The organism is Noviherbaspirillum soli (assembly GCF_015352955.1).
Taxonomy (GTDB): Bacteria; Pseudomonadota; Gammaproteobacteria; order Burkholderiales; family Burkholderiaceae_D; genus Noviherbaspirillum_A; species Noviherbaspirillum_A soli.
The window spans coordinates 1-13,093 of sequence record NZ_JACYOX010000069.1 but is presented as its reverse complement, the minus strand read 5'-3'; the positions used below and the strand labels follow the sequence as shown (position 1 = coordinate 13,093).

Sequence of the window (13,093 nt, the reverse complement as noted above, 5' to 3'; positions counted from 1 at the left end):
GGCGTTTTATGACTTCCCGGCGGAGCATTGGCAGCATGTACGGACCACCAATCCGATCGAATCAACGTTTGCCACGGTGCGGCATCGAACCACGCGGGCCAGGAATTGCCTGTCGCGGGCTACGTTCCTCGGACTGGCATTCAAGCTGATGGAAGAGGCAGAGAAATCGTGGCGCCGAATTCGCGGCGCCGACCGAATTCAGCCGTTGCTGGACGGCGTACCGTTCAAGGATGGCATCCCGGTGCAGGACAATCCGCCGGAACAACAGAAACTCGCCGCCTGATGCTCCTCCTATGCTTCAGACCGGCCGTACACCAGATTTCACATTAGCTCCTGTCGCACTGGGGAATAGGCTACTGCGTCAAGATCATCAGTCACCGACTCATAAGTCACCGACTGAGAGCATGGCAGGCAGTTCAAGGCGATCTTCGTGAAGGTTTCTCCACCTAACACCCCTAACAGGCATCGAGTGCTATCTCGGCTCTGGCATGTCAAAGGCATCGGTCCGGTGCATGCCGGCCGACTCGTCAAAGCCTTCGGCGGGTTTCGTACATGTATAGATGTTATTCGTTGATTCTTTTTACAATGTCAGGTCGGCAATCGTGGAGATATTTACCTGCTCCCGGCTGCTTATGATAGAGCAGTCAGTATTGCTGGCTTTTGCACAAATACAGGAATAGTATTGCGAAAAAAGCAATATTGTTCCGCTGTACTATGAGGGAGAACGGCATGGTATTCAGCATAGAAATGTCAAAAGGCCACAGGCGACTACCGCCCAACATTTATCAACGCTGGGCCTACGCAGCACGTCGAGCTTTGGTCGCAGTCGATAGATACGCGTCTTTGGCTTTTTCCGATAAATCGACCGCAGACAGGGAGCGTTCCTTGCGATGGATGAAAGCATGGCTGGCTTTCGCAGTTAGTCGAGAGAAATAACTAGGTCGTCGCGCATAATGCCGGGGCGGTGCGCTTGCTTTGGCGCTGAAATGGGTTCGCCTTCCCGCTTACCAAAGACCGGGTTAGCGCCGGTCGCCGCCGTTGATCTAGCTCAGAAATTCGCTTTGGTAATTGCTGCTTCCAGGCTTAGGAACATTCATACTTTAGTGACACTCTCGCTAGTGATTGGCAAGTTCACAAATTGTTTCCTCTTAACCGTTGCGCCTAGTGGCGTAGCGGTTTTTTATTTTCAATAGTTGAATGAAATTCCGCCGGCAGTAATCACCTCCGAACCTGGCGTCAAGCCGTTGCGGACAATGCCGACGTGGGGCGCGTGCTTTGGCGCTAGAAATTATCAACTGTTCAGGGAGAATATCGAACAAGGGCAGGGGTAGCACCGGTCGCCGCGTCTGTGCGACCTTCTGTACGCTCGTTGACAAGCCGTTTTGTCTTTTTTGACATGTCGATCTACTACGATACATGGCCCAACTCTTGGTAATGAGGTCAAGCGCGAACCGTGGCCACTTCTGAAAAAAATGAGGAAGGTACAAAAACCGTTACGTCACTGCGCGCTGATTCCTTTTGCCCTTGCAACTGAGCGGTCATAGTTTGACTTTGCCTCTCGGTTAGCTTCGTCAGTCCTCAAGGAGACCTCTGCATTGCACGTATTGCGCGCTTCGCCCGTGAGCGCGTTGCATTGAATGTGAGCCTGCTTGTCTTGCGCAGCAATCCTAGCTTTGTCCATGCCATAGGAAATTCTCGCAACGCGTGCTCCGTTCCTCGCTGCCTGTTTTCTTTCGGCATCCGATACAGGCGGTTCTGCCCCTGCCCGTTCGCGTGCGAGCTTGGCTTGATCTTCTGCGGCCGCGCGATTGCCATTGACCTGGATTTCGCAAGCCTTTGCTGCCGGGCCGCGCCGTTTGGCGCATTCAAGCATATCCGCTTCGTTCACCGACGCTATTCTGGCCATGGCTGACCGGTAGTCTTTCTGCGCCATTTCCTTGGCCTGCTGAGTCATGCTTACCGCACCAGCCGAAAATGCTTGGAGACAGCTAGCGATAAAAGCTGCATGAATGAACGATTTTTTCACTAGTTTCCCAGCGGATAAAAAGCACAATGCCGACTGAACATACCCGCTTTTCGTATCAATACGCAGCGTCCGACTTGAAATCAACTTCCCCTTTTGCTGGGGAAGTCTAGTCTAGCGAAGCGAAGATTATTTGTGCTCTTTCGTCACTTTTTTATTCGCGTCAACCTGCGTCTCTGCCACGTCCTTCTTTGCTGCCAGGATTTTCTTATCCGCCTTCGCTTGGGCTGATGCTTTTGTTTTCGCAGCTTTGGCATCGGCTTTGGTCGACTTCACCTCAGCGTCGGCAACAGCCTTGTCTATTTTTTCATTGGCCTTGATCTCAGCCTTTTCCACTTTAGCAACAGCCTTGACATCACCCTTTGTAGCGGGAGCAACTACTGCCCCTTGGGGCGTGGTGGTAGCCGTAACCGGAACTTGAGCATAGGCAAATCCGCAAATGAGAGTAGCCGAAAGCAGCGAAACTAATTTTTTCATCTTGAAACCTCAGCAGTTAGGATAATTGTCTGTTAAACATTGCGACAAGTCGCTAAAGGTTTCAACGGGAAAATTGGCTATCCGTTGACTGCGGGCGGCACATATTGACATGGGATTGATCCAAACGGTATCAATGGCCATTTCTTCTACCTTTACGGTCGTTGGGTCAATAAGATGTAAATATTATATCTATTGGGCAATTTTTTTGGGGCTGGCCGTAGCTAAAACCTTATTGATTTCAAGCGTAAAATCGGCAACGTTTAGTGGCTTCACCATATATCTGGATATGCCTAGAAGATGGCCCCGGTAGACATCTTCTCTCGTTTCAGAAGCACTTAAAATAACGACCGGAATTCCCGATAATTTGGGCGTACTGCGGATGTGCTTGAGCACCTCAAAGCCATCGAGATTTGGCATTTTCAAGTCTAAGAGCGATTACATGGACGCCGCCATTTGCCAAGTAATAAACTTATGACACAAGCAGGATAGAGGTTGCTCGCTTACATTCGGCCTTCGGATGCAGCTTTAAGCTGCTGGCCTCTATGGTATTCGCTGACGACTTCCCCATTTCTAACGCGAGCTCGAAGCTCATCGCTCTTATCGGGTTTGAGTCGTCCCGGTCGCACCTGTTTGCCATCACTTGTTTCTTACTTACGCAACCTATTGGTGTGTCTGCTTTGCTCCTTCAAGCCGCGCTGAGTTGCCGACCGCTTACGGTAGGCAACTCAGCACGGAACTTACTGCCGTGAACCAGCATCGCCCAAACAATGCGTGCCGTTTTGTTAGCCTGGGCTACACAGGCAATGTTCATGTTTCTTCGACCGGCTAGTTGTTGCAGCCAGCAATTTGCGGTCCCTGGCTTACGCATGGTGTGATGCAGTACCGCACGAGCACCGTGGACCAGTAACCGGCGCAAATAACTGTCCCCTCGTTTGCTGATTCCCTGCAATCGCTGCTTGCCGCCACTGGAATGCTGCTTGGGGACCAAGCCGAGGAAAGCTGCCAGCTGCCGTCCATTCTTGAAGGAGGCAATGTTGTCACCGACCGTCGCTTCCAGCGCGCTGGCAGTCAAGGGACCGATTCCTGGTACCTGTTCTAGCCGATGACAGACTTCGGATTCCCGGCATAGCTGCCTAACCTGTAGATCAATCTCTTGCACTTGCTTATCCACTTCCAGCAGATGCGATAGCAGCCGCTGTGCCAAGTCACGCATGAGTGGCGGCAAGCCGTTCTCCATATCGGCAATTACCTTTTTGACCTCTTGAAGCAGCTTGCTTAGTCCGTGCGCAATCGATAACCCAAACTCTGCCAATAATCCTCTCAACTGATTGGCTTGCGCTGTACGCGCCTTGATAAAACCGTCACGCACGCGATGCAATGCTAGTACCGCTTGCGATTGTGCAGTCTTTACAGCAACAAAGCGCATCGCCGGTCGGCTAGCTGCTTCGCAAATAGCAGCCGCATCAGCTGCATCGTGTTTGTTGCCTTGAACGTACGGTTTGACGAATTGCGGCGCAATCAGTCTGACCGTGTGTCCCAGATGTTGCAGCGTACGGCCCCAATAATGTGCGCTACCGCATGCTTCAATCGCAACTGTACAAGGCGTTATGCGGGTAAAAAACTCCACCATCTGCGCACGCTTGAGGGTCTTGCGCAGCACTGTCTTGCCGTGTTGATCTACACCATGGATCGCGAATACCTGCTTTGCTAGGTCTACACCAATCGTTGTAGCATGCATGTTGGACTCCTCGCCTCAAGTGGTTAATCATCACTTCCACTTTGGCACATCGATGCCGTTGGCGCTGGAGTCCCTTCGCTCTCCATATCCTCCGGCCGCGTTAAAGTGGAATCTAGAAGGCGGCGTCCATACCATTTCTAACAAAATGGGAATGGATCGCGTAATGCATTGCTCAGCGTTCGCCAGCAAATCATGGCGCAGCCCAACCGGAGAAATTCTTCATGCATATCGGCCCGGCGTTCATAGCGCACGCGCAGCCGGCGAAACTGGTGAAGCCAAGCGAACGTGCGCTCGACTACCCAGCGCGTCAAGCCCAGATGGCTGCCGTGACCGGCAAGGCGTTTGCCGATCTGCGGTTTGATCCCACGCTCTCGCAAGACGCGCCGATACGCTTTACAGTCGTAGCCGCGGTCAGCTTGTACGCACTGCGGTTTGCGCAGAGGTCGTCCGCGCTGGCCAGCAATGGGTTGAAGCCCATCCAGTAACGGCATGAGCTGTGTCGAGTCGTGGCGATTGGCACCTGTGAGAATCACATTCAACGGCGTACCGGCGGCATCGACGAGGAGGTGGTGTTTGCTGCCCGCCTTGCGCCGATCAGTCGGGCTGGGACCTGTTTTTTTCCCCCATGCACGGCCCGCACCGACGAACTGTCGGCAATCACGCGCGAGAAATCGATGCGGTTGGCGTGGCGCAGCTTGGCCAGTAGAACGCGATGTAGCTTGCCCCAGACACCTGCCTCTTGCCAATCGCGTGCGCGGCGCCAGCAGGTCATTCCTGAGCCGCATCCCATTTCCTGGGGCAGCAGCTCCCACGGCAACCCGGCTTGCAGAATGAACAGAATGCCGGTAAAGACGCGCCGATCGTCCAGTCGTTTGCGTCCGGCCGGCGTTTTGTGCAGCGGTGGTGGTGGCAGTAAGGGACGAACGATTTCCCATAGTTCATCATCAACTAGTTCGCGTGCCATGTTGTCTCTCCACAGAGCCTGCTGGATAGACGATTGGACCGCAATTACTCAATTTTGTTAGGCGCTCTAAGACTATGAGCGCCGGGTTTTCTGGAATCCTACTTGCATAACAGCCGTCGCATGAAAGGTAGTCCAGTGCCTCTCTCCCATCCTTCACAACGTCAATATCTGCAGTAAAGCCACATTGCCTAAGAAGCTGGCATGTCACATAAACTGCAACTTCGTCGTCTTCAATCAAAAGTAATTTGCATGCCATTTGTCATTTTAGCAAATTTCTATCGCTCAATGTAATTGAACAAGACGGCATGCTCGGTTAGGAAGAAAATTTTGAAAAAATATAGATAAAAGGAGATAGAAATGAAGAGGTGACCCCGAAATTCGGACGATTGGAGAAGTGGAGACCTTGCTCCCGGGGCGGTTTAGGGGCACCAGTTTCACCGCTGCTGTCAAACGTCTATCTGCCTTATGTCTTTGACTTATGGGTGCAGCAATGGCGGCGACGCCAGCCTCGCGGCGATATGGTCGTCATCCGCTATGCAGATGATACGGTCCTGGGCTTTGAACATCGCTTCGAAGCGAAGCAATTCCTGGATGACCTCAAAGGGCGTGTGCAGGAATTCGGGATTGAGCTGCAACCCGAGAAGACGCGGCTAATTGCGTTTGTTCGCTTTGCGAATCGCTGGAATCAAAAGCGCGGCCGGCGCAAAGCAGAGATATTTAATTTCCACGGCTTTATACACATTTACTCTACATCGCGAGCGCCGGCTGGTTTGAGCTCAGCCTTACAACGATTGCGAAGCGAATGCATGCGAAGCTAGCGGAGCTGGAGATATCCCTGTGGTGCGCCATGCACTGGACGGTACTCGAGGCAGGCCGGTGGCTCGGCTCCGCCCTGCGCGGCTATTATCAGTACCACGCGGTTCCTGGAAATTTGCGGCGGTTCTACGCCATCCGATGGCGTCTGATGATGTGCTGGTGGCGTATCTTGCGCCGCCGAAGCCAGCGTCATCGGTTGCCGTGGGAGCGATTCTTCCGACTTACCAATAAATGGCTGCCGAGCCACGGTTAGCACACCCTTATCCTGATGCGCGGTTTCGCGCCAAATACTCGAGGTAAGAACCCTATGTGGGAAAACTGCACGTACGGATCTGCGCGGGGGCGCCGGGTAACCGGCGTTCCTACCGCAACAAAGCCACGACGAATCCTCACAGAAAAAAAGATTGGCGATCACTTCCAATGCGTCGCCTAGCGGTGCCTCCGGTTTAACTACTCACGTCTACGCGTACATAAATCGCCATCCACAGCCCGCAACGCGACAAAATGAATTGATTGCGAAGGCAGTCAGAGTAAAATATAATCATTCTCATTTAGATTTCCAGCCTCAGGCAACTTTCAACCTTCTGAAGCAGGTGCTCGATCCATCCGGACTGACAGGGAGAACGAACGTCAGGAGCATCCGGAGCCGATAAAAACTATATGCGCAGCATTACCCATTTTCATCCGCGAGCCAGTGCCATGTCGTCCGCCTTGCGTGCCCTGGCGCTTGCTCTGGTGGCGCCCCTTGCCGCCTGCGGCGGTGGCGGCGTTTCCGACAGTGCCTCCGGCACCCAGACCGCATCGGTTCAAGCCGCGTCCATTCAGCTTAGTCAGATTGCGTTGCTTGGACAAAAAATCTTTAGCGACGCCTCCTTATCGGCCAGCGGCCGGCAATCTTGCGCGAGCTGCCATGATCCCGCCAGCGCGCATGCGGCACCCAACGACCTTGCGGTGCAACTGGGCGGACCCGGTCTCGCCACCCAGGGCTTTCGCGCCGTGCCTTCACTGCGCTACCTGAACAGCACGCCCGCCTTCTTCTTTGCCGACGATGGCACGCCTACCGGGGGCTTTAATCACGACGGCCGCGCGAGAACGCTGGCCGAGCAAGCGCAACGCCCCTTCCTTGCGCCACACGAAATGGCCAATGCGAGCAAGGCCGATGTGGTCAGCAAGGTCAGGCAAGCCGCCTATGCGGAAGAACTGCGCGCGGCATTTGGCGCCGCCATTTTCGACGACGCCGATGCCGCCTTCGACCGCATCGCTTTCGCTCTGCAGCAGTTCCAGAAGGAAGATCCGGCTTTCCATCCGTTCAGCTCGAAATATGACCGCTTCCTCGCCGGCAAGGCGCAACTCTCCGATGCCGAAATGCGCGGCCTGGCGCTTTTCAATAATTCGGCCAAGGGCAATTGCGCTGCCTGCCATCCGAGCGCGAAAAGCGCCGACGGCGCATTCCCGCTGTTCACGGACTTCAGCTACGACAGCCTCGGTGTGCCACGCAATGCCGCCATTGCCGCCACCGCCGACCCGACCTATTTCGATATGGGCCTGTGCGGCCCGGACCGCACTGACCTGACCGCGCGCCAGGATCTCTGCGGCGCATTCAAGGTGCCGACGCTGCGCAACGTCGCCACCCGCAAGACATTCTTCCACAACGGCGCTTTCACCACGCTCCGGGACGTTCTGCGCTTCTATGTGCGCCGTGACACCAATCCCGAGGAGTGGTACCCGCTTGCCGCCGATGGCACTGCGGACAAGTTCAACGATCTGCCGGTCGCACTGCGCGGCAATGTGAATACCGGCGAAGCGCCGTACAACCGCAAGCCAGGCATGGCGCCTGCGCTTTCAGATGCGGAGATCGAGGACCTGCTGCATTTCCTGGGCACGCTCAACGACGATGACCATTCCTGACCTCGCTCTTTCAAAGAAAAAATGATGAAGAAAACCCTGCTGGCGCACTCCCTTGTCACGGCCCTTGCGATCGCACCCGCCGCCCATGCCGATGAAGCTGCGCTGATAAGACGCATTGACCAGCTCGCCGCAGAGCTGGAAAAGGTCAAGGCGGAACTGACAGCCACAAGGCAGAAAGCCGACGCGGTAGACCAGCGCCAACAGGCTGCCAACCCGATGGTTGCGTCAACCGCAGCAACCACGTCCGCATCGCCGGCACCTTCCGCCCAGCCCGTGCCGGTGCCGACGCCAGTCGCGGCCGCGCCGACTGCGGTTGTGACCAGTCCTGCGTCACCGGCCGGCAGCACCTATCCAGGCATCGAGGCGCCGGAGCGGCCACGCACCGTGTTTTCGGCCTATGGCGAAATCAACTACAACCGTCCGACGCGCAATGCCAGCGGGGCACAGGTGGATGTGCGACGCTCGGTGCTCGGCTTTGAGCATCGTTTCGACGAGCGGACCAAGGTCGTGACCGAGTTCGAATGGGAACATGCGATTGCCTCGGCTGGCGACCGGGGCGAGGCCGCGATCGAGCAGGTTTACGTCGAGCGCGAATTCGGCCTTGGATTGCGTGGCAAGGCCGGCCTGTTCCTGGTGCCGGCGGGTCTCTTGAACCAGAACCACGAGCCGACCGCCTATTACGGCGTGGAGCGCAACTTCGTCGAGACCGCCATCATTCCAACCACCTGGCGCGAAGCCGGCGTCGGCGTCGGCAAGACGCTGGACAACGGGCTGACGCTGGAAGGCGGCCTGACCACGGGCTTCGATCTGAACAAGTGGGACGCCAGTTCCAGCGAAGGCCGGGAATCGCCATTGGGCAGCATCCACCAGGAAGGCCAGTTTGCCAAGGCGCGCAATCTGGCCGGGTATGGCGCTGCAAACTGGCGCGGCGTGCCGGGCCTGCTGATCGGCGGCTCCGTTTTCACCGGCACCGCCGGCCATGCGACCCCGGATTTCGCGGCCAACAATGCCCGCGTCACGCTGTGGGACCTGCATGCGCGCTATAACCCGGGCCGCTGGGATCTGTCTGCGCTTTATGCACGAGGCACCATCAGCAATACCGAAGCGCTCAATCTCACGTTTGTCGGCAACCCGTCACCGGTGCCTTCGTCCTTCTATGGCTGGTATGGCCAGGCGGCCTATCGCTTGTGGAAGCAGGGCGATTACGCACTCTTTCCTTTCGTCCGTTATGAACGCTTCAATACCGCGAAATCCTTTGCTGCAGTTCCGGCCGGCCTGGGCGTAGCCTCTGCGCCGGATGAACGTGTGGTTACCGTTGGCGCGAACATGCGTGTCGGTAGCGGCGTCGTGCTGAAAGCGGATTATCAAAAATTTGCGGAAGACAAGAGCCGCGACCGCGTCAACCTTGGCGTTGGCTTCTCGTTCTGAAGGGTAGCAACATGAAAGCTCTGCAATGGACCGTCGTCGCCACCGGGCTGGTGGCGTCTACTTCCAGCGCATTCGCCACGCAGTATCTGACGGCGCAACAGGCGCAGGCGCTGATCTTCCCGCAAGCAAACGCTTTTAAAGAAGCGAACCTGCAGCTGACCGCCGAGCAGATGCATGCCATCGAAGCATTGTCCGGCCTTCCTGCACGTTCCGCGGCCTGGCGCGTCATCTCTGCCTGGCAGGGCGATAAGCTGCTTGGCCACATGGTGCTGGATGATGTGATTGGCAAGTTCGAGCCGATTTCCTATGCGGTCGGACTGGCGCCGGACGCTACCGTGATACAGGTCGAAATATTGGCCTATCGTGAAAGCCATGGCTTTGAAATCCGCAATGCGGCCTGGCGCAAGCAATTCGTTGGCAAGACTGCCGCCGACAAGGTGACGGTGGGCGACAACATTGCCAACATCAGCGGCGCCACGCTGTCCTCCACCCATGTCACCGACGGCGTGCGCCGCATCGTTGCCGTGGCCCAGGTGGCATTGAAAAAATGATGCGGCGCGCGCAGCCCTGGCTTGGCACCGTGGTGGAGGTCACCGTCGGCGACGAGACTTCCAACGAGCCGGCCATGCGCGCAGCCTTCGATGTGATCGCCGAGGTACATCGCCTGATGAGCTTCCATGACGAGGCGAGCGACGTCGCGCGTCTCAACCGCGCTGCCATCGGGGAACAGATTGAAGTGCATCCCCGCACCGCGGAAGTACTGGCCGCAGCGCTTGCCATGTCGGTTGAAAGCGAAGGACTTTTCAATCCATTCTGCGCGCCGAAACTGGTGGCATGGGAACAGCTGCCGGCGCCGGCGGCGGGTCCCGCGCCGGACTGGTGCGCTCGCGGCGATGCGCTGGCGCTCGACGGCACCAGGGTCCGCAAGAACGCGCCGTCATGGATCGACCTGGGAGGTATTGCAAAGGGTTATGCGGTGGATGCGGCAGTGGACGCGTTGCGTGGCTGCGGCGTACGCGCGGGCTGTGTCAATGCCGGCGGCGATTTGCGGGCTTTTGGCGACATCGACTGGCCGGTGTTGCTGCGTGATGCACGTCGTCCCGAGCTTGCAGCCTGGTCGACCCAACTGCGTGACCCTGGCAACTTCGGCCACGTATTTTTCGCGAGGGAACAATAAGGGCGAGGCGACCAGCGCGCTGGTGCATGGCACGAACGGGACGCCGCTGCTCACCGAGGCCAGCATTTCCGTTGCGGCGCCGACCTGCATGCTGGCCGATGCGTTGACCAAGGTCGTCGCCGCCAGTGGCAACGATCACCATCCGCTGCTCGCCCGATACGGCGCGAGCGCCTTCGTCGCCACGCCATGAAGCGGCGGCACGACGTCCCGCATGTCAACCTGCGCATCGAGCGCTGGCACCGGCATTTGGTGTACGGCGTGGTGCTGCTGTTGACGGGCAGTGGCCTCGCCTGGTTGCTGGCGCACTATTTCATGCGCCGCTTTGGCGAGTTTGGCGAAACGATCCATCCGCTCGAACCGCTGTCGATGAAACTGCATGGCGCAGCGGCAATGGCGATGCTGTTCATCGCTGGCAGCGTCATGAATAGCCACATCCGGCGCGCGTTTCGCGCCGGCCGCAATCTGATGCAGGGATGGTTGCTGCTGGTTTCGCTTGTCCTGCTGACACTGAGCGGCTACGGCTTGTGGTACCTGGCCAATGAAGAGAGTAGGTAGTATGGTCACTGACCCACTGGATCATTGGATTAGCTTTCCCGGCGCTGCTGGTCTGGCATATCGTCCATGGAAGTTTTCCGCCGGAAGGCCTGTTTCGCCAAAAGCCGACCTAAAGGTAATGAGGTGTACTATTAATGTCGAAGCGGTTAAATTTCCTTCTCTTCCACTACTCATCAATGCACGTTTATTGAATGCACAGCGCTGGGTGTAACTGGGTGGTAACGACCACTTCCCGGCCAAATGCATCGACCTCGATGTCACTGAAGTTACCGGTAAGAGTATCGATGATAGCCGCTTGGCACGTCCCATTGGAAGAAAGAACGTTCGCCACTTGGCCATGAAAGGCACCATAGCTCACGAAATTGCTGCCAGGGGCTAAACAGAATGCTGGATTTTCTTGTTTAGTTTGGAGATTGTATAAGCAGCCCGAGTCATCAAAAAAGGCGAACAAATGGCCGGTACCGTCAATCACGCGGTCGCCTCCGCTGCTATTGGCCCAGACAATGAATGAAGGAGGTGGGGCGCTCACTTCGGCAGCGCCAGAGCCCCCGCCACATCCGGCAGTGACCAAGGCACTCGTAGCGATCAAGGTAATGCTGAGGTTTTTCATGATCTATTCGTGCGATGCGACAACGAATATCGTAAGGCTTGATTGAACCTGATAAGGAGAGTAACACGAGCATAGTACTGTATGTTAGCTATAAACAAGCTGTCGATTGACTCAATGATGCCGTGCAACGGGTTCAAGCGCTATCCCAGTTATGCTTATAGGCGTACGTCGTACAATCGCTTCCAATCGCTTTTAAATAGTTGATGTGTTGTTTTATAAGCGAATAGCGCTGTTGGTAATCAAATGCGCTGATTTAACGGTGCAGCGGATGGTGTGCACTGCCGCTTTTTGTCTCGTGGCAATCATATTCAGGCGCTCCGCGATCCACGGCAACGGGAAGGGGCTCGTTTGAACGCGTCTGTGCAGCGCTAATCTTTGGCTTGATATCCGCCACGACCGGTAGTGCACATCTGGGCAACCGACGTTACACTACAAACAGTCGTTACCCGTGCCTGGATATAGGTAATGATGAAATGCCAATGGTGCTGGTACACTATTGGCATCGTTTTGTTTTTCCTTGTGCCGGCCACTTTCTTGCACATTCTAATGTGGCCTTTCCCTTTCAAGTTGGCCTAATATATCGACTCCGCTCCATGCAAGTCACACTTTCATGCAAATATTACAACATACATGGCTGCACTAATAAAACTCTAGAATTCATATCAGTTCCATTGCGGCAAAATGCAACTTTGTTACAAATGTAGAAATTAGTATTATGGTTATTTGGATTTTGACCTAGCGATTAACTAATGGTAACATTTTTAGCCAAAGAATTTTTAACCGGTAGGTGGAATTTGAAAAACGACCGAGGTGAGACTAGACGTGTTTTCAAAACTATTTTTTTGCTATTGCTTCCGTTTTGGGTAATAGGGTGCAAGGAGTCTATGCAGCAACAAAAATTGCGTGTTGTCAAGAATCGTGTCGATTCCTGTATAGATTCTGAAAGTAAGGAGTCCAACGAAGAAGTCAAAAAACTTATTGCATCGGCCTGTAGAACGTTAGAAATCGACTTAAATAAATTAAAAGAACAAAAGTAAATATCTAACAACCACGTCTTGTGACAGAGCTAATGTGAAATCTGGTGTACGGCCGGTCTGAAGCATAGGAGGAGCATCAGGCGGCGAGTTTCTGTTGTTCCGGCGGATTGTCCTGCACCGGGATGCCATCCTTGAACGGTACGCCGTCCAGCAACGGCTGAATTCGGTCGGCGCCGCGAATTCGGCGCCACGATTTCTCTGCCTCTTCCATCAGCTTGAATGCCAGTCCGAGGGTAAGCGCGCAATATCAGGCACCTATCGGGCCAAGGTAAAGATGGTCAGACTAGTGTCCACCAATATCAGTGGACACCAGCGATGCCAACTCACTCCAGTTTTACTCCTCTGCCGATCACCGGCATC

General features: G+C 55.4%; 14 protein-coding genes and 1 pseudogene. 8 read left to right on the top strand and 7 right to left on the bottom strand.

All coding sequences use genetic code 11. The features are described 5' to 3' along the window. Positions 1-283 (top strand): transposase (locus IGW04_RS24605; protein WP_194715741.1); only part of this gene is annotated, 283 nt, incomplete at its 5' end. Between the two features lie 1,215 nt (positions 284-1,498). Here the strand turns inward: IGW04_RS24605 and IGW04_RS24600 are convergent. From IGW04_RS24600 to IGW04_RS24580, 5 genes are all read right to left on the bottom strand, one after another. Then, positions 1,499-2,026 carry a hypothetical protein gene (locus IGW04_RS24600; RefSeq protein ID WP_194715740.1) on the bottom strand — a complete coding sequence of 176 codons (528 nt, stop codon included), beginning with the start codon at positions 2,024-2,026 and terminating at the stop codon, positions 1,499-1,501. A gap of 126 nt (positions 2,027-2,152) precedes the next feature. After that, entirely contained in the window at positions 2,153-2,500 is a 348-nt protein-coding gene (locus IGW04_RS24595) for a hypothetical protein (protein ID WP_194715739.1), read from the bottom strand. Positions 2,501-2,689: 189 nt separating this feature from the next. Then, positions 2,690-2,923 (bottom strand): response regulator, encoded by a 234-nt coding sequence (locus IGW04_RS24590; RefSeq protein ID WP_267253715.1) that lies wholly within the window; start codon positions 2,921-2,923, stop codon positions 2,690-2,692. 262 nt (positions 2,924-3,185) lie between these two features. Next, positions 3,186-4,238 (bottom strand): IS110 family RNA-guided transposase, encoded by a 1,053-nt coding sequence (locus tag IGW04_RS24585; RefSeq protein ID WP_194715737.1) that lies wholly within the window; start codon positions 4,236-4,238, stop codon positions 3,186-3,188. Between the two features lie 137 nt (positions 4,239-4,375). Beyond that, a protein-coding gene (locus IGW04_RS24580; protein ID WP_194715736.1) for an IS5 family transposase occupies positions 4,376-5,202 on the bottom strand; the annotation gives its coding sequence in 2 pieces (ribosomal slippage) (positions 4,376-4,863 and positions 4,863-5,202; 828 coding nt in all). A 365-nt stretch (positions 5,203-5,567) separates the two neighbouring features. Between IGW04_RS24580 and IGW04_RS24575 the strand changes: the two genes are divergently transcribed. The 7 genes from IGW04_RS24575 (at position 5,568) to IGW04_RS24550 (ending at position 11,086) form a co-directional block, all read left to right on the top strand. After that, complete coding sequence (locus IGW04_RS24575; protein WP_194715735.1) at positions 5,568-6,020, top strand: reverse transcriptase domain-containing protein; 453 nt, start codon at positions 5,568-5,570, stop codon at positions 6,018-6,020. Between the two features lie 697 nt (positions 6,021-6,717). Then, the gene (locus tag IGW04_RS24570; RefSeq protein ID WP_194715734.1) at positions 6,718-7,926 is read left to right on the top strand and encodes a cytochrome-c peroxidase; all 1,209 of its coding nucleotides are present in this window, start codon (positions 6,718-6,720) and stop codon (positions 7,924-7,926) included. Between the two features lie 21 nt (positions 7,927-7,947). Then, positions 7,948-9,354 carry a porin family protein gene (locus tag IGW04_RS24565; RefSeq protein WP_228527374.1) on the top strand — a complete coding sequence of 469 codons (1,407 nt, stop codon included), beginning with the start codon at positions 7,948-7,950 and terminating at the stop codon, positions 9,352-9,354. Positions 9,355-9,365: 11 nt separating this feature from the next. Beyond that, on the top strand, positions 9,366-9,905 hold the full coding sequence (locus IGW04_RS24560; protein ID WP_194715733.1) for an FMN-binding protein: 540 nt from the start codon (positions 9,366-9,368) through the stop codon (positions 9,903-9,905). Next, a complete protein-coding gene (locus IGW04_RS24555) occupies positions 9,902-10,531 on the top strand; it encodes an FAD:protein FMN transferase (protein ID WP_228527373.1) in 630 nt (209 codons plus the stop codon). The genes IGW04_RS24560 and IGW04_RS24555 overlap by 4 nt, the downstream gene beginning before the upstream one ends. Then, entirely contained in the window at positions 10,485-10,721 is a 237-nt protein-coding gene (locus tag IGW04_RS25965; RefSeq protein ID WP_228527376.1) for a hypothetical protein, read from the top strand. Before IGW04_RS24555 ends, IGW04_RS25965 begins: the two co-directional genes overlap by 47 nt. Further along, on the top strand, positions 10,718-11,086 hold the full coding sequence (locus IGW04_RS24550) for a DUF4405 domain-containing protein (protein ID WP_228527372.1): 369 nt from the start codon (positions 10,718-10,720) through the stop codon (positions 11,084-11,086). Before IGW04_RS25965 ends, IGW04_RS24550 begins: the two co-directional genes overlap by 4 nt. Positions 11,087-11,270: 184 nt before the next feature. On the opposite strand, the gene IGW04_RS24545 is transcribed toward IGW04_RS24550, so the two are convergent. Beyond that, the gene (locus tag IGW04_RS24545) at positions 11,271-11,696 is read right to left on the bottom strand and encodes a hypothetical protein (RefSeq protein WP_194715732.1); all 426 of its coding nucleotides are present in this window, start codon (positions 11,694-11,696) and stop codon (positions 11,271-11,273) included. A 1,113-nt stretch (positions 11,697-12,809) separates the two neighbouring features. Then, positions 12,810-12,965, bottom strand: a pseudogene (locus IGW04_RS24540) (IS256 family transposase); the annotation flags it as partial. Positions 12,966-13,093: the final 128 nt, after the last annotated feature.